Origin of the sequence: Pseudomonas sp. RIT-PI-q (assembly GCF_001297125.1) — a bacterium.
Lineage (GTDB): Bacteria > Pseudomonadota > Gammaproteobacteria > Pseudomonadales > Pseudomonadaceae > Aquipseudomonas.
This window is the reverse complement of the sequence record NZ_LHPC01000025.1, coordinates 18,275-34,358: the sequence shown is the minus strand read 5'-3', so window position 1 is coordinate 34,358 and position 16,084 is coordinate 18,275. Positions and strand designations below refer to the sequence as shown.

Genomic DNA, 16,084 nt, shown 5'->3' with positions numbered 1-16,084 from the left:
TTAGATGCGCAATAGACCGGGTCATTTGCTTTCCGCCTGTTTCAGCTCCAGCACTTCTTTTGGAGTGACCATGTCGCCTTTGTTGTTGCCCCAGGCGTTACGTTCGTAGGTCACGACCGCCGCGATATCGACTTCCGAAAGCTGCTTGCCGAACGCCGCCATCGCGGTGCCGGGCTTGCCATGGAAGACCAGGCTCAGGTGACCTTCTTTAGGCCCAGTGGCGATTTTCGAGCCCTTGAGTGCCGGGAACATTGGCGGCAGGCCCTGACCTTCGGCCTGGTGACAGGCCACACACGTGGTGTGATAAATCTTGTCGCCGCGCTCCTTGAGCTCGTCGAGGGTCCATTCCTTGCTGGTCAGCTCTTTGAGTTGCAGGGCTTCAGCCTTGCGCTCGCCCAGCCACTTTTCGTAGTCGGCCTTTTCCTTGACCTCGACCACGATCGGCATGAAGCCGTGGTCCTTGCCGCACAATTCGGCGCACTGACCACGATAGATGCCCGGCTTATCGATACGGGTCCAGGCTTCGTTGACGAACCCCGGAATCGCATCGCGCTTGACCGCAAAGGCCGGCACCCACCACGAGTGGATAACGTCGGCGGACGTCACGAGGAAGCGCACCTTGGCGCCAATCGGCAGCACCAGCGGCTTGTCGACCTCGAGCAAGTAATGTTCGCCCTTGGTTTCCTTGTTGTGGATCTGATCGGCGGGTGTGGTCAGGTTGCTGAAGAACTCGACGTCCTGGCCCAGGTATTTGTAGTGCCACTTCCACTGATAGCCCGTGACCTGGATATCGATATCCGGCTCACTGGCGTCGTACATCTTGATCAGGGTTGCGGTAGCGGGAACCGCCATGGCCACCAGGATCAGGAAGGGCACGATGGTCCAGAGGATTTCGACGGTGGTGCTTTCATGAAATTTTGCGGCCACCTGCCCGGTCGAGCGGCGGTGGAGAATCATCGACCAGAACATGGCGCCGAAGACGATGATGCCGATCACTACACAGATCCAGAAAATGGTCATGTGCAGGTCAAATACTGCGTGACTGATTTCAGTCGCTCCAGGCGCCATATTCACAGTCCAGGCAGCGTGTGCCGGGCTGAAAATTGACCACAACAGGAGGCCCATCCAGACGTGTGGATGTCGCATCATTGCGGGTTCCCCTTATCGTTCTTGTTATCCCGCCGGCTTTCACCTGCGGCAAGGGAGCGGCTTTTTCAGACTACGAACTTGAATTGCCGAGCCTTGCTGCGTGTGCAGTCGGGCGTCATCAGCTAACTCCATTCCCACCCGAGTATAGACAGCGACTGCCACCTCGCAATGTGATGGCGTAAATGATCTGAAACAGCTGGGACTTGCGTTCAAGGTCACGAATGGAGAAGGATGCAGACGCGTGGTGGCAAACCGATATAACGGCGATGTCTCAAGGATGAAATATTTATGACAAATGCGTCTTAGCCTTTTTCATAAGCCAGCTAAGTTATGTCTTCCCTATTTCATTGCCTTTGTTTCCTGGAGTTTTCATGAACACCGCCGCATTGCGCGAGCAGATCCAAAAAGCCCAACAACACGAGGCCGAGACCGGCCTGTTGACTCGTCATCTGGAAAGCAAACTGCCTCACCTGCACCCGTCGATCCAATTACCGGAGGCAGACGCCAACGGCGTGTTGACGCGTTTTGTCGCCGCCTACATCGATGAAGTGCCTGATCTGCTGGATGCAGCCAATGAAGTTGCCAGGGAAGCGGGTATCGAGTCGATCAAACCGGTGCTGAAAATCGCCGAACAGTACTTCCTCCAGCCGCCGGACATCATGACCGGGCACATCGGGCTCGATAGCCTGCTGGACGAAGCCTATCTGGCGCATCGGTTTGTCGAAGAGGTCAATGACCTGTACATCAAGCATTTTGGCCAGCCACTGATCCCATTGGACATGACAGTCGCCAACCTCATTGCCCACCAATTGATCGGTGAGGAGTTTGCCAACCAACTGGATGAAGTGGTGCACCACGCGGTGGACAGCATGCTCGACGACGAAAGCTTTGCGCTGGAGTCGGTGGAAGCCTACCGCGAAAAACTCAGCAGCCCGGATACAGGCGCTGCGTGGAAGCGCTGGCCATGTATGTCGCGCCGCTTGGGTGTTGGCCTGGAGCTGGATCAGCCCGCCGCATAAAGCTGCAACCCACCTGTAGGAGCGAGGCTTGCCCGCGAAGGCGTCTTCAAGTACGCCAAAAGCTTCGCGGGCAAGCCTCGCTCCTACAGGTGATTTAGCCGGTTGCGCCTACTCCGGTAGTCGTACGCAAACGTCCTTCCAGCCTACGCTTCAACCCCCGCGCCTCAATCAGCAGCTTCGAACCCTTCGCCGCATTCGCCCGCCCCCATTCCTCCAGCAACTCCAGGCACGAATGATCGATGTAGCTCAGGTTATTGAGCGGCACATGCACCGTCGAGCCTGCCGGAATCGTGCCCAGCACCTGTGTCAGCGCTGGCACCTTGAGAAAGGTTGCCGCACCCATCAGCCGCAATTCCATTTCACCGTCCTTGGGCAGATCGATCAGGCTGATCTTCAGTCGCGAGGCTTTCCAGGCAAGTTTGGCCAGGGTCAGCCCGAAACCGATCAGCACGCCAGTCAACAAGTCGGTGAAGATGATTGCCAACGCGGTCGCCGCGTACGTGAACATCGGCATCCGGCCATAACGACCCAGGCCACGGAAAGCTTTCAGGTCGACCAGTTTGAAGCCGGTGTAAACCAGAACGCCCGCCAGGCTCGCCACCGGAATACTTTGCAACACGCTGGACAGCAACAACACAAACGCCAGCAGCCACAAACCATGGAAGATTGCCGACAGTCGCGTGGTGGCGCCAGCCTGGACGTTGGCCGAACTGCGCACGATCACGCCAGTCATGGGCAGCGCACCGAGCAGACCGCAAAGCATGTTGCCAACACCTTGTGCCGATAATTCCCGGTCAAAGTCCGAACGCTGGCCACTGTGCATGCGGTCCACCGCTGCGGCCGAGAGCAGCGTTTCGGCGCTGGCGATGAAGGCCACGGCAAACGCGGCAATCAGCAGCGTGGGATCTGCCAGGTTGAGCAAGTCCGCCGGTTTCAGCCAGTCGATGGCTTCTGCCAGATTGGCCGGCACCTCCACGCGTTTGACTTGCAGTGCGAGTATCAGGCTGGCGGCCGTTGCCAGACCGACACCGAGCAAGGCGCCCGGAACAAAACGCAGGGAGTGCGGACGGAATTTTTCCCACAGGTACATCACGGCAATGGTCGATAGGCCCAGCAGACCGGCCTGCCAGCCAAACGACGGCAATGCCTGAGCAACGGCGGCCGGGAAGGCTGACAGGTTATCCAGCCCGGAAGGCTTGGGCACTGCGTCGAGCATCACATGCACTTGTGATAGCACAATCAGCACGCCAATCCCGGCAAGCATCCCATAGACCACCGCTGGCGCCGTCACCCGAAACCAGCAACCGAGCTTCAAGCGCCCGGCCACCAATTGCAGAAAACCCGCCAGCAACAGGATTGGTCCGAGCATGGCGATACCGTGTTGGCGCACCAGTTCGAACACCAATACTGCCAAGCCCGCCGCCGGGCCGCTGACTTGCAGTGGAGAACCGGCAAGCCAGCCCACGACCAGTCCACCAATGATCCCGGTGATCAAACCTTTGGCCGGCGGTAACCCCGAGGCGATGGCAATGCCCATGCACAAGGGCAGGGCGACCAGAAACACAACCACCGAAGCCAACAGCTCCCGTGGCAGAACAGCTTTGAGTTGCGCAGCACGCATAGGGATTCTCCCGAAGTTTTCTTCAGGCATGGCAAAGCCAGGCTGCTTGATCAGCAGCCACGGCTAAACCACACAAGGATTTAGGAGGTTTTAGAAGCGCGCTTTGGGCGTCGCCACCGGAATCGGATGGCTGCCATCGAGCGGCAGGAAACAACCCTGATCCGCGTCGTAAGCTCTGATTTCGCTGGTTTCGATGTTGTAGATCCAACCATGGATAAACAGATGACCATTGGCCATGCGCGAGGCTACCGACGGATGCGTGCGCAAATGCTGCAACTGAGCGATCACATTTTCCTCGGTGAGGACGTGCATGCTCTCGTTTTCGTCAGCGCAATGGCAGTTTTCCTGGACCATGGTTTTCGCCACTTCGGCATGACGCAACCAGGCTTTGACCGTGGGCATTTTTTCCAGGCTTTGCGGGTTGAGTACCGCGCGCATCGCGCCGCAGTCGGAGTGCCCACAAATGATGATGTGCTGCACGCCGAGGGCCAGGACTGCGTATTCGATGGCCGTGGAAACACCGCCGTTCATCTGCCCATAAGGCGGGACGACGTTGCCGACATTGCGGGTTACGAACAGGTCGCCGGGGGCGCTTTGGGTGATCAGCTCAGGAACGATGCGCGAATCGGCGCAGGCGATGAACATCGCCCTGGGGCTCTGGGCCGTGGCGAGTTTTTTGAAGAGTTCTTCCTGCTGTGGAAAAACCTCGTGATGAAAATGCAAAAAGCCGTCAACGATATGCTGCAACGCTGCATCGGCGGTTTCCGCCTCCGGTTGGGCTGAAGCCGACGCAGCCAGCGGCTGTTTATCCTTGTCACTCATGATTCATCCTCTTTGGCGGAGTCAGGGAATTTTCCCGTTTTGTCCGGTGTGAAGCCAGTGGCTGTTTTAAAAAACATCCAGGTCGAAGATCTCGACCCGTCAGTCACTCGATGAACAAGGTAGCCGTCGAAACTTAACTCAAACTGAATGAAACGCTCTAGAACGTGCGTTCCAGGTCACAAAAAACGTGACCAGCCTAATGGCCAAGCGCCTTTCCAACTACTCAACCATAGGCCAATTGTCCTCAAATCAACGACATTTGGCGACCCGGCGGACAGAAGGCTTCGCAATCCAGATTGAAGCCTTCCCGACGGTTGAGCCCCAGACGCCTGATGGTTTTGGCAAAACGTTGTGCCAACAGATCGGCGAACGGCCCTTCGCCGCGCATCCGGGCGCCAAATCGACTGTCGTAGAGCTCACCGCCACGGCTTTGGCGAATCAGGCTCAACACATGCGCGGCACGTTGAGGATAGTGGGCAGCCAGCCATTCTTCGAACAGCGGCGCCACTTCCAGAGGCAGGCGCAGCATCATGTAAGCGGCACTCTGCGCACCCGCTGCATGGGCCTCGGTGAGCAGGCTTTCGAGTTCGCTGTCATTGATCATTGGAATCATCGGTGAACAGAGCACCCCCACCGGGATTCCCGCTTCGCGCATCACCCGGATGGCCCGCAGACGAGCCTTGGGTGCAGCGGCGCGGGGTTCGAGGATGCGTTTGAGTTCATCGTCGAGGGTGGTCAGGCTGATCATTACGGCCACCAGCCTTTGTCGGGCAAGTTCGGCCAGCAGGTCCAGATCGCGAAGAATCAGCGAGCCTTTGGTAATGATGGTCACCGGATGGCGGTAACGCAGCAGCACTTCGAGGGTTTGCCGGGTGATCTTGTGTTCGCGTTCGATCGGTTGATAAGGATCGGTGTTGGAACCCAGGTTGATCGGTGCACATTGGTAGCCGCGTTTGGAGAGCTGTTCTTCCAGCACATCGGCAGCGTTGGTTTTGGCGATCAGCTTGGTTTCGAAATCCAGCCCCGGCGACATATCCCAATAGGCGTGGCTGGGCCGCGCGTAACAGTAGATGCAGCTATACTGTGCAATAAGTACCAATGCCAGCGGTGAGTGAAATGTCACGGGTTTACAGCTACATGAGGTGGTCGACGGTCGTCCAAGGCGAGAAATCGACAGAGGATCGTCAGCGTCAGGCGCAGGAGGCATTCTGTCGGCACTACGGGTATACGCTGGCGGAAGAGCTGACAGACCCCGGCATGAGCAGTTTTCGCGGAAAGAACGCCCACGAAGGCAAGCTTCGGGAGGTGATCGAACGTGCCAAGGGTGGCGACATTCCACCGGGAAGTCTGCTGCTGTTTGAGAACGCCGACCGGATGACGCGAATGGGTCTATCTGATGCCGTCCCGTTGTTCTTTGAAATCCTTGGCGCCGGATTGAAGATCGGTATTGCCGACAGGCTACAGATTTACACGCCGGGTACGCTCGACCTTGGCGGATTGATGGCCATCCTCGTGGATATGTCCCGTGCTAATGCCGAGTCCCAGCGTAAGAGCGATTTTTCTCGCAAGGGTTGGAAGGACAACCACAAGCGTATGGAATCTGGGGAGGTGGTCACTGACAAGGTGGCCCAGTGGCTGACGGTTGAACGTGTGGGCGAGGAACGCAAGTTCGTAGAGGTCGATGAAGTCGTTAAACAAATACGGGCAATGTTCAAGCTGGCGCTGCAATACGGTCTGTCTGAGACATGCCGTAGGGTGAACGAGCAATACGGCTCCGAATGGAAGGTCTACCAGCTTCAGTATTTGTTGAAGAATCGTCGCCTAATCGGTGAACACACAATCACCAACTTCGATGAGAAGGCCGGGAAGAATCTCCCATCCGACAGGGTGCTGTCTGATTACTATCCGGTAATCATCGACCGTAACCTGTTTGCCGAAGTGCAGGCAGTGATTAGCAAACGTCGCCCGTTCGCTGGGAGACAGGCAGCGTCAAACCTCAACATCTATAGAGGGCTGGTGTTCTGTGCCGCGTGTGGTGGCAGCGTCCGCTTCATGGCGAAGGGTGGTAAGGAATACTTCATCTGCACCAACTCGATGAGCCACACGTGCATCGTTCCGGGTGTCCAGAGCGTTAGGGGCGAGCATCTGCGTAGGTTGTTGTTCCGATTCGAACACTGGACCAACCTGAAGAGCTACTTCATGGAACATTCCGACGACCTTAAAACCCTGGCCCGTGAGCGTGACGAACTGCTAGCCCTGATCGACAAGATCGCGGTTCGCACGAAACAGACTGAACAGCGGGTGATGGACGAGGATGATCAAGACCGGCAGGAGGCGTATATCGGCATACTAGCAAAGGCCAAGGGCGATGATCGTGTAGCGCGAGCGAAGTTGGTAGACGCAGAGGCCAAGCTTGCCGAGATGGAGGACGCATTCAGCATTGTCGGATTCGATATCAGTGATCGTGTGGATTGGATGTTGTACGACAGGAGCGAGGAAGCCGCATTGGAGCGGGCGAGGATTAATCGTTACCTGATCACCATCTTCGAAAAAATGCTCATCGACTTCCAAGCGAAGACACTCGATACGTTTGTACGCGAGCAGTTCCAAGGGAAGGTGAGGCCGTTACATGCGGGCATTAGTGCCCCAGCGGACAAACGATTCAAGAAGGCGCCAGTTACAGGCACCATCCGCATATCCGGGCGTACAGGTCCTAAGAAGCCTCATAAGTCACCCCCGATGTTCACTGCTGAAGAACTTGCCGAGTTGAAGGGCGTGGGCTGGGAGTCCGTGGTAGAGGTTATTCCGAAGAAGAAGCCAACGATGTAGCGGGCTCGGGATAAAGGGCGGCTACATTCGAGAGTCGAAACTAACGCAACCCGCGTAAATAATGGCGAAAGCTGGTTGACTTGCTAATAAAGTACGTGCTAGGGGTTGACAAATCGCACTTTCATGCTATACTTCTCATATAAGGACAGAGGAATAAAACGCTCTGTCAAGAAGTTCGCTATCAGCGTTTCCAAGCAGACCGAACAGCCGCCCTACAGGGTTCTCACGTTTCACCGGGTAACGTTGGCTACAACTCGGTAGGTGGTCTGATTCACCATCGCCGTTACAGCCGCAAACGTCAGGGTTCATTGCTTCCCAGCGGCAACAAATTCGTATCACCATGAAACCGAAGACATAGATGTACTTGAGATGGGTAAGAGGCCACCACTTCTTACCCATTCTTTTTGCGTCGAGTTCGGTTCCACTAACAACTTCCCAATTCACATATCCGACACCCATAGGAGACTTATGGCCGTAGTAATTCGCCTGTGCAAACACTGCAACAGGTCATTCTCAAGTAAGACCCAGCGAGCTGTGTATTGCTCGCCAGCGTGCAACGCCGCATTCCATATGCAGAAGAGACGCAAGTTAATCAATCTCGACACAATTAACCCACCGCAACCGGAGGAACAGAAATCATGAACGCTATCGTCACACACAAACAACGAATGGCACGCTACCAAACACGCCAGCCTGTAACCCTGAACTACCGCAAAGACCCCAACCGTGAACACTCGGTTATCGACCTTCAGGGCATGTACTACGATGTATTAGCAGTTTTCAACAAACATATGGACGGCGTAGCGGCTCAAGAGCGAGCAGAGTTTGCAAGCATCGTCCGTGCCCTTGTCACTTGCTATCTTGAAGAGTCTAACGATGGTAGGACAGTACGTGTTCTCGAAAACACAGTGCACAGTTCTGTCGTAGCTAAGTTAGTGCGTGAAGAACTATGCCGTCTAGTCGGTGCGTATGTGCCAGAAGACGGAGAGGGAAGTGTAGAAGTGCATAATCAGTCTCTGCGTCAACGCCAACAATTGGCCGACGCTGCATATGCTGAATGCCGTATCAAACATCCAGCGATGACAATTGATATGTCTGACCTGACGACTGCCGAGGCTTTATTGAAGTCTTTGGGTTTTCTTGAATCACTAGAGGGGTTGGATCATGCTCAAGGATGAACAAAAGCGGAGGGACACAGCGGAGTATTTGAGGGCATACATTGCCAGACACATGCACCACATGAGCCCCGAGGCTATCAGTGAAGAGTTACAGGTTCCGCTGTTTGCAGTGAAGCTGCACTGGCCTAACCCCGCTAGATAGATCACACACCGCAACACCAATAACTAATCGCATCGACTGATCAAGTTCAATCAGCGAATCACTATGCCTGGGAATCGGGCAACACTACATCTATGGAGAATTAAAATGAGTAACAACAACGTATTGACCACAGTGACAAAACAGATGGTCGCTGAATGCAAAGCTGAAGCGGAACTGGCCTATATGAACCGAGTAGGCGGATTTGCCGAAGACTTTCAAGGCCAGCCGGATAGACACGGAAACCTTCCACGCCGCATGTTCCGTGGTGCACAAGTAGAGTTCACCGCTAAAGGAGTTAATGCACTTCTTGATCTTGTGTTTGAGAAAGTTGCACAGGGATACAAGCGATGTGCAACAGAGGCCACAAGTTACGGGATTGAACATTTTGTATATTTGAAGAAGCCAGACGCAGAGATTCAACTTGAATTGCCAGAGGTGCTGAAAGAAGCGGAGGCTGAGTTGCGTGCAAGAGTAGACAAAGCCAATGAGGCAATCATTGCTGACACTATCGCCAAGCGTAAGGCTGCTGTTTTGAGAGAGCGTGAAGAGGCTGCTAAGGCCGCTGATGTCGCACTTGAAGCTGAGTTGGAAGTTGAAGTGCGTGCTGCATTGAAAGGAGCTAAGTAATGTTGGATAAATGCACAGAGATTCTTATGCGTAGATATGACCCTACAAACGCGTTGCTTGAATGGGCGAATCAGCCAAAAGCGGTAGAGGTAGAGAAACAAGCCGATGGCCCGAGTGAGGAAGACCTAGCCCTCTTGCAATCTTACAACATCACTCAAGACGATATCCTGAAGAAACGAGAGGAACTGTTCAAGAGTTGGGGGTTGGATACAGCGAATCGTCACGAGCCTTTAGACAAGTTTGTCGTTGCCGCTGTTATTGAAGACGCTCGTGCACTACTCAATAAGTGTGTGGATAGTGCTAGCGGCGAAAAGAGGATTTCATTAGTTATGTCTTCGGCAGATTACACGGACAAACAAATCACGGCTGCTGTCACTGCATACAACCGGGAACATCCCGAACATATGTCGCATAGCTTCCAACTTCCAGTAACCATGAACGGGATTCCCGCTAATAGCTGGGTTCTGGTACTACCAAATGGAGAGACACAATGACACACACTCTACAGCAACACCTGAGCCGCTTAGACGAACACTCGCACCGAAGCGCATACCTGCTATCAGTTACAGACAACTTCAGTCCACGCAAGCTCAACAAGGCTCTCAGAGAGCGTATGCGTTTGATGTCTAGTGTCTCTCGATACACATCCGTTTGGGTGAAAGTTGACGACGGGTTACTATTCCTAGTGAGTGGCCCGCTTGTTGTAACTGAGATTGCGTATAGCTTTTTGTCAGACTACAGAGAGACAGGTGGCTATACGGAGTCTCAGTTGTACCGAGGAACAGCCCGTAAGTTGTTTCATGAGGTTGTGCAGACTCAGTTAGCCGGATACGTGCAGTCAGGGCGTAGTTACGGTGCAAGCCGATGATCAGTGAAAACATCGCCAAACTCACGGGGTTACTCAACTTCCAAGTTGATCTGAGCGGGCTTGCTCGATTCACCAGCGGCATGGAAGCAGCACGCCGCAAGATGATGCAACTATCTAAAGAGGCTACGCAGCTAGAGAAGCGGCTGAATCTCAAGCTGGGCATCAAGACTAACAGTGCCGACAGAGACAAACTTGATAAACAAGTTCGGGCATCACTAGATAGAGAGTCGAAGGCGGAAGTGTTGTTGCAGCGTGCCCGTAGGGCCACTATGACAGCGGACCTGGCCTCTCAGAAGTTGACCATGGCAAACACCAAGGAACAAGCCTATATCGTCTCACAGAGCCTCAGGGACCAGCAGCAGCAAGCTATATTGGAGAGTAAACGGCAGAAGGCGAGAGCTGATCAACTTAAAGCCAGCGGGATTGCTGCAAAGAACGAGAACGCACTCACAACAGCGAAGTTGAGACAAGCCAAGCTTGAAACAATCCTAGGCCAAGCCCAGCAGCGAACAGTCATTCTTCAGAATAAACAGCTTCAATCAATGACCTCTATGCAACGTGCCGAAGTGGCTTTGCAACAATTGAGGGAACGTGGTCAGCGTGCAATTGAGCGACATACATCAGTTAGCACAGCCGCCAAGGAACGTGGTCAACGTCAAACAGAGAAGCACCAACAACAACAGGAACGATTCCAATGGCAACAAGCTCGCCAACAAGTATGGCAAGCCAATCAGAATCGTCCTAAGCCTGTTGAATCAGGTATGAGCGGTGTTGGTATGTTGGCAGGGTTTGGGGCTGTAGGGGCGGGACTGTGGGCAGCTACAGCGGCTATCCAGAAAGTGGGTGAACACCTCGGCCAAGTTCAAACTCGTGTCAGCGATAATCAACAGTTCTCCAACATCATTGAACAGTCAGCGGGCAAAAATCCGGCTAACCAGAAGTTTGCAAAATCCGAATTCCTTCGTATCTCTGAGAGGTACGGAACTGAAGTGAGCAACGAGGCAGCCAAGGGCTACCGTACATTCCTGTTAGCTCAGATGTCCCGTGGCAAGAGCATCAGTGACGCTACAAAGATGTTTGAGACACAACAGAGTGCCTTCCGTGGGACGGGCATGAACCAAGAAGAACAGCGTAGAGCTGCGTTGCAGTTGCAACAAGTACGCAGCAAGGGCAAGTCTGATGGTGAGGACTTGAACACATTGAGTGAAGCGGCGCCGTTGTTGGTTGATCCAATCCGTCGTGCATGGGCTGAGCGTAACAAGCACAAGCTGGACGACAAGTTAGAGAAAGACTTCCGTGCAAGTACCAAGAAAGGCAACTTGCTCGCTGTAGACTTCGACAGAGGATTGGAAATCTTTAATAGAGACAACGCCCCAGCGATTGCCAAGCAGTCTGCAAGTATCGACGCTAACGCTACACGGTTGACTAACAAACAGTTCCTACAACAACAGGACATCGACTCTAACCCTGAGTTGATCGCTAGTGTTAACAATCGGATTCAAGCAGAGACAGAGTTGACAGAAGCCCTAAAACCTTTGAAAGAGGCAACGGCTCAACTTGATACAGCATTCATGAATATGGCTGCAAGCTTCTTGCGGTTCACGATGGGCAAAGATGAAACATCAGCGGATGCAGGTAAGAAGGTTGACCTACTAACACCAGACATGCCAGCGATTGATCCGAGAGCGTTAACTGATGCTCTGCCGAACACTGGTAAAAAGGTTGAAGATCCGGTGGACAACTTCTGGCGTAAAGTCTTCGGGCTCGATGTTGATGGTCCGGCGAAGGATTTGAAAGTGCCAGAGAAAGATTTGTCCGGTCTTAATAGTATCTCGCTCAAGTTGGATAACTTGTTCAAGAGTCTTGATATGAGTGATATGGCAGATGGTCAACTAAGACGTTTCCGTCCCGACGCATTTGAAACCTTCGACGCATCTAGTGCCTTTCGAAACGCCAAGGCTCAGTCAGAGGTTAGTTATCCAGTTCCACCACAACGCTCTCTTGATTCTAAGAGGGATGTTACAACGAACAACATTACTGCCCCGGTCACTGTAAACATTACTGCGAAGACAGACGCCACTCCTGAAGAAATCGCCAAAGGAGCTAAAGCAGTGTTTGAGGATGAGATTACCAAAACTTGGAGTCGTGCTAACGCTAACTTTGGAACAGAAACAGAATAACAAATAGCCTGTGCAAACAGGCTTTCCACTAATAACAAGGAGTTTTATGAACGCAATTATCAGAAGCGTTATCGTCGCATGTGTGATTCAAGTCATCGCTTTCGTAAGTCTTGGCAGTTACATCTACACACGGAACAACCAGCAAGCGGCCTATTACGCCGCAATGGCAGAACGCAACGCAGCAGCGTACACAGATGATGTCGCTCTACGGTACTACAACGAACTGCAAGTGGAGCGTAGTGATGAACGTGCGGCCTTACACGAATACATCGATAAACGAATTGACTTGAAACTACGTCAAGCACTTGAAGAGAAGTAACACCACCGTAGGATAGCATTGTGCTAACCGCATTCACGTCTAAGCCACGGCCCGTAAGGGCTAGAGAGGTTTTTACATGGACATATAACCCACTCAGGAGAATCCTGCATTGAAACCGATGGAATATCACACACGGGGCGAAGCCCTTACAGCAGCAATGGAACTAATCGGCAGTACACGTAAACGCCTTGTCGTTGAACAGGTAGTCAATTCATACGGCAATCACCGGTACTGCGTCTTTCACCCTAATGGCGATGTCGCCATTACAACTCACGGATAACAACAGATGAAAACTTGCACATGCCGTAACTGCAATCACGTATTCGCCGCCATCAAAGTTGAAGTCTTCTGCTCTGGTCGCTGCCGACACACATACACACTAACAAATCCTAAAACCCCTGCTAACCGCGATGGAGCAAATCATGAAGCCAGTAACACCAACCAAACCTGTTAAGTCACAACGTCGTCCTACATGTGGACACTGTAAAGAACGATTCAGGACCACCAGTGCAACAAAATCATTCTGCACTCCTGAATGTCAGAAGGCCGCCAAGGCAATTAAACGTAAGTCTAAGAATGTCAATGATGCCAGTCGGTCAGCGTTCTTCTACTACCTTGCAAAAGAATGTAAGCGTGCGGGAACACTTTTGATTCTGCACGGCCACACTCCCGAGTCACTGACTGAACTTCATGCAGTCTACAAACAAGCCTTTCGCGTGAATCAGTACGGTGATGTTGATCACTTCCAACTTTCCCATATTGCTGCTGTTAAAGGAAAGAACACGCTGGGCCTGTTACATGCCGAGAATCTGGTTATCAGTCCTACGGAGTTGAACAAGGCTCACGGAGTGAAGCACTACGGCTCAGGCAAGTACATCAGCCGAACAAGCATTAATCCTCGTCATGCTGTTGATAAAGATGAACCAGAGGGTGCAGTGCTTGACCGGCTGATTGCTTACTTGGGAGAGAGTGTTGTGGCGGCCACTGTCAAACTTGCAGGTATCAAGCCTACGGACCGTCAGAAGAACCTTGCATGGCTTCGTGACAACTTGGATGCGACCAATCCAGAGCACGCTGTTCACATCGGTGCTATCGAAACGATGAAGGGCAAACAGTTGAAAGAACTCCGTGCTGAGATGGAGCATAGGTTGGTGCGTGAGTTCGGAGTCAAGAGAACGGCTCACTCAACTTTTGGCGTGTTACGTCTTGAGTTGGACCGCCATGCAGCGTATCGACCAGAGTTAAAACAACTCTCTGACCAACTCCTGGCCGTTCATGAATCTAAAGGCCACAGAGAAGCATGGGATGTGCAAGAAGATGAAGAACAGGCATTGTTCGATCTGCTGCACGGTCGTAATGTAGCGGATGTGCAAGACGTTCTAGATGTTCTGATCCTACGGAACACTCGCCTTCCAGAAGTTGATGTGAACGTACATGACACTCCAGATGGATTTGAGCGTATTGGCGACTACATGCCGATCAACATTCCACTGTGGGCTATCCGAACGGATAACGTCGGGCACACTTACTCAACCGCAGCACCGTACTGAGTCAATGAGCCCTACCAGCAATGGTGGGGCTTTCTGTTGCCTGTGATAAAGGAAACTCACTTGCCGGGTAAGATACGGTTGTTCTAACCGTTATTGCCGCAGCCCTTGTATTGCGTGGCTTGTAGCCATTATAAGTGGACATACAAAGGCGAGCGAAGCTCATATCACTTAGCTGCTTCAACGTTCCCAACCCAGAGTTTAGTATCGGTTGGATTGCGTCCTGGCCTCCAATACACATCCCCGTATATTTCATCTGGGATTCGGTACACGAGTTTCGTCTTCATCGTAATCAACGGATTAATCTTCCGGAACCACATGTTATAGCCTTCCAGCATAATTGGTTCTGTCGAGTCAAACTCGTAATCTTTGCCGTTGTAGTTAATAAACAGGCTGCCTTCAAATGGTTGACGGGATTCGGTATCTAAGTTCTTGAATGATGCGTGGACGATAAAAAATCGAGAGCCTGCCCATGTTTTTGGCTCGGAGTATTTGTTGCCTGTGCCTACAGATTTTCCGTATTCACCACTTTCGGCTTTAACTCGGAAGTATCCAATGTCAGCGGTATTCGTAATGGCTGAGGCTCGTTGGACATAGTCTGAGGGGAACTGAGCATTCACGCCCATTCCTGCTCCCACTGCGGCAATACGACACCATGTAAACTTTTTGATGTTGGCTTGTATCGGTTTGGATTTCTTCGAATTGAGTATTGCTTTCCACTTTTTTGACGTGTCGTCAATGGTTTGCCGAGAGAACCCATTGTATTCATAGTTGCTCAACAGGTTGGGTTTGTCTTTCAATTTTTCTTTGAACTCGACAAGGCTGGAGTTGAATCTCAGATTGCTGGCTATGAACCGTGTTTGGAAATCACCAAGCAGGGTATCCCTACCAGCAACGAAGCCCAGAGCTTGAGACTTCTCGTAAACATCGGCGAGTTCGCTAAGGGTGTCTTGTTCTTGTGCTGCGAAACCATCCAAATACTTGCCGCATTCAGCCGATGAGAAGAACTGATCTTTCATGACTTGAGTGGCGATAGGGTCTTTGTCGGCGGCAATTGCGGTGAGTGAGAGTAGTGTTCCAGTGACTGCTAGTATCCAACGCATTTTGTCGCCCCGTGTCCATGTTGTGCGGCCATTATCCATGATGGCACCCGGCGCCGACAGTGTTTACGGAAACCTCGGAATAACCTCGTTTAACCTCCCAAAACCTCTAGGCCCATCACTCGATTGACCTGGGGCTAACTGGTGCCCATGGCTACAGCCCGCATTCCGTATAGGCAGTGGTTACAAGTTGCGTAGTCGGACCCTGTGAGAGTGTTTAACCCTGAGTTTATGCACCGAAACGCCATATTTCCCCCGTAATCGTAGAATTCGTGCAAGACACGAGCAGCCCACGCCCTCGGGTTCATGTCAACTGCCAGATGTCGGCAAATGCCCCCGTGGGCTAGGCTGCTGGTTTCCACATCACGGACGAATGCTCATGCCAAACAACACAGACGCCAACATCGCCACAGCCGACGTGCTGACCTTGTTACTGCATAACCAACACGCCCTAGCTGCCGCTATAGAGGAAGTAGCCTCGTGGGTGAGGGCTAATGGTTCACCTGAAGTTCATGACAACGCCATCACAGCACTGGCCACCCTCGATAAGAACGCATCCGCCATCACCGCTGGCATCCTGAAACTGAGGCAATAAAAGGCAACGGAATCACATATAACAAACCTAGAACGACCGTTCACAGAGTGTTATGCTGGCCCTCAGACGGATTCCAGAGGGCGAGAAC

Annotated in this window: 13 protein-coding genes and 1 pseudogene; 9 read left to right on the top strand and 5 right to left on the bottom strand. The window is 52.6% G+C overall.

The annotated features are described in order from the left end of the window. Positions 1-21: 21 nt before the first annotated feature. Complete coding sequence (gene coxB / locus AEQ67_RS09880; RefSeq protein WP_059403697.1) at positions 22-1,149, bottom strand: cytochrome c oxidase subunit II; 1,128 nt, start codon at positions 1,147-1,149, stop codon at positions 22-24. 371 nt (positions 1,150-1,520) lie between these two features. Between coxB and AEQ67_RS09875 the strand changes: the two genes are divergently transcribed. After that, the gene (locus AEQ67_RS09875) at positions 1,521-2,168 is read left to right on the top strand and encodes a hypothetical protein (protein WP_059403696.1); all 648 of its coding nucleotides are present in this window, start codon (positions 1,521-1,523) and stop codon (positions 2,166-2,168) included. A 94-nt stretch (positions 2,169-2,262) separates the two neighbouring features. Here AEQ67_RS09875 and AEQ67_RS09870 read toward each other — a convergent pair whose 3' ends face one another. The 3 genes and pseudogenes from AEQ67_RS09870 to AEQ67_RS09860 form a co-directional block, all read right to left on the bottom strand. Next, positions 2,263-3,789 (bottom strand): SulP family inorganic anion transporter, encoded by a 1,527-nt coding sequence (locus AEQ67_RS09870; RefSeq protein WP_059403695.1) that lies wholly within the window; start codon positions 3,787-3,789, stop codon positions 2,263-2,265. A gap of 90 nt (positions 3,790-3,879) precedes the next feature. Then, the gene (locus tag AEQ67_RS09865) at positions 3,880-4,611 is read right to left on the bottom strand and encodes a carbonic anhydrase (protein WP_059403694.1); all 732 of its coding nucleotides are present in this window, start codon (positions 4,609-4,611) and stop codon (positions 3,880-3,882) included. Positions 4,612-4,855: 244 nt separating this feature from the next. Further along, a pseudogene (locus AEQ67_RS09860) lies at positions 4,856-5,695 on the bottom strand (PA0069 family radical SAM protein); the annotation flags it as partial. A 32-nt stretch (positions 5,696-5,727) separates the two neighbouring features. Here AEQ67_RS09860 and AEQ67_RS09855 point away from each other — a divergent pair. From AEQ67_RS09855 to AEQ67_RS09820, 7 genes are all read left to right on the top strand, one after another. Beyond that, complete coding sequence (locus tag AEQ67_RS09855; RefSeq protein ID WP_059403693.1) at positions 5,728-7,440, top strand: recombinase family protein; 1,713 nt, start codon at positions 5,728-5,730, stop codon at positions 7,438-7,440. A gap of 638 nt (positions 7,441-8,078) precedes the next feature. After that, positions 8,079-8,618, top strand: coding sequence for a hypothetical protein (locus tag AEQ67_RS09850; protein WP_059403692.1), 540 nt, complete (start codon positions 8,079-8,081; stop codon positions 8,616-8,618). Between the two features lie 247 nt (positions 8,619-8,865). Further along, positions 8,866-9,387 (top strand): hypothetical protein, encoded by a 522-nt coding sequence (locus AEQ67_RS09845; RefSeq protein WP_059403691.1) that lies wholly within the window; start codon positions 8,866-8,868, stop codon positions 9,385-9,387. Beyond that, complete coding sequence (locus AEQ67_RS09840; RefSeq protein WP_059403690.1) at positions 9,387-9,881, top strand: hypothetical protein; 495 nt, start codon at positions 9,387-9,389, stop codon at positions 9,879-9,881. The genes AEQ67_RS09845 and AEQ67_RS09840 overlap by 1 nt, the downstream gene beginning before the upstream one ends. Positions 9,882-10,251: 370 nt before the next feature. Then, positions 10,252-12,435, top strand: a complete 2,184-nt coding sequence (locus AEQ67_RS09830; RefSeq protein WP_059403688.1) for a tape measure protein — start codon at positions 10,252-10,254, stop codon at positions 12,433-12,435. Positions 12,436-12,481: 46 nt separating this feature from the next. Next, positions 12,482-12,754: a hypothetical protein gene (locus AEQ67_RS09825; RefSeq protein ID WP_059403687.1), complete on the top strand. Its 273-nt coding sequence runs from the start codon at positions 12,482-12,484 to the stop codon at positions 12,752-12,754. Positions 12,755-13,176: 422 nt separating this feature from the next. After that, positions 13,177-14,304, top strand: coding sequence for a hypothetical protein (locus AEQ67_RS09820; protein ID WP_152974823.1), 1,128 nt, complete (start codon positions 13,177-13,179; stop codon positions 14,302-14,304). Between the two features lie 164 nt (positions 14,305-14,468). Here the strand turns inward: AEQ67_RS09820 and AEQ67_RS09815 are convergent, their stop codons facing one another. After that, positions 14,469-15,443 carry a hypothetical protein gene (locus tag AEQ67_RS09815; RefSeq protein WP_152974822.1) on the bottom strand — a complete coding sequence of 325 codons (975 nt, stop codon included), beginning with the start codon at positions 15,441-15,443 and terminating at the stop codon, positions 14,469-14,471. Positions 15,444-15,780: 337 nt separating this feature from the next. Between AEQ67_RS09815 and AEQ67_RS09810 the strand changes: the two genes are divergently transcribed. Continuing rightward, positions 15,781-15,996 (top strand): hypothetical protein, encoded by a 216-nt coding sequence (locus tag AEQ67_RS09810; protein ID WP_059403684.1) that lies wholly within the window; start codon positions 15,781-15,783, stop codon positions 15,994-15,996. Positions 15,997-16,084: the final 88 nt, after the last annotated feature.

Bases quoted from the DNA above. Each gene is read 5' to 3' on its own strand.
- coxB (WP_059403697.1), bottom strand. From the start codon at position 1,149: ATGATGCGACATCCACACGTCTGGATGGGCCTCCTGTTGTGGTCAATT.
- AEQ67_RS09875 (WP_059403696.1), top strand. From the start codon at position 1,521: ATGAACACCGCCGCATTGCGCGAGCAGATCCAAAAAGCCCAACAACAC.
- AEQ67_RS09870 (WP_059403695.1), bottom strand. From the start codon at position 3,789: ATGCGTGCTGCGCAACTCAAAGCTGTTCTGCCACGGGAGCTGTTGGCT.
- AEQ67_RS09865 (WP_059403694.1), bottom strand. From the start codon at position 4,611: ATGAGTGACAAGGATAAACAGCCGCTGGCTGCGTCGGCTTCAGCCCAA.
- AEQ67_RS09855 (WP_059403693.1), top strand. From the start codon at position 5,728: ATGTCACGGGTTTACAGCTACATGAGGTGGTCGACGGTCGTCCAAGGC.
- AEQ67_RS09850 (WP_059403692.1), top strand. From the start codon at position 8,079: ATGAACGCTATCGTCACACACAAACAACGAATGGCACGCTACCAAACA.
- AEQ67_RS09845 (WP_059403691.1), top strand. From the start codon at position 8,866: ATGAGTAACAACAACGTATTGACCACAGTGACAAAACAGATGGTCGCT.
- AEQ67_RS09840 (WP_059403690.1), top strand. From the start codon at position 9,387: ATGTTGGATAAATGCACAGAGATTCTTATGCGTAGATATGACCCTACA.
- AEQ67_RS09830 (WP_059403688.1), top strand. From the start codon at position 10,252: ATGATCAGTGAAAACATCGCCAAACTCACGGGGTTACTCAACTTCCAA.
- AEQ67_RS09825 (WP_059403687.1), top strand. From the start codon at position 12,482: ATGAACGCAATTATCAGAAGCGTTATCGTCGCATGTGTGATTCAAGTC.
- AEQ67_RS09820 (WP_152974823.1), top strand. From the start codon at position 13,177: ATGAAGCCAGTAACACCAACCAAACCTGTTAAGTCACAACGTCGTCCT.
- AEQ67_RS09815 (WP_152974822.1), bottom strand. From the start codon at position 15,443: ATGGATAATGGCCGCACAACATGGACACGGGGCGACAAAATGCGTTGG.
- AEQ67_RS09810 (WP_059403684.1), top strand. From the start codon at position 15,781: ATGCCAAACAACACAGACGCCAACATCGCCACAGCCGACGTGCTGACC.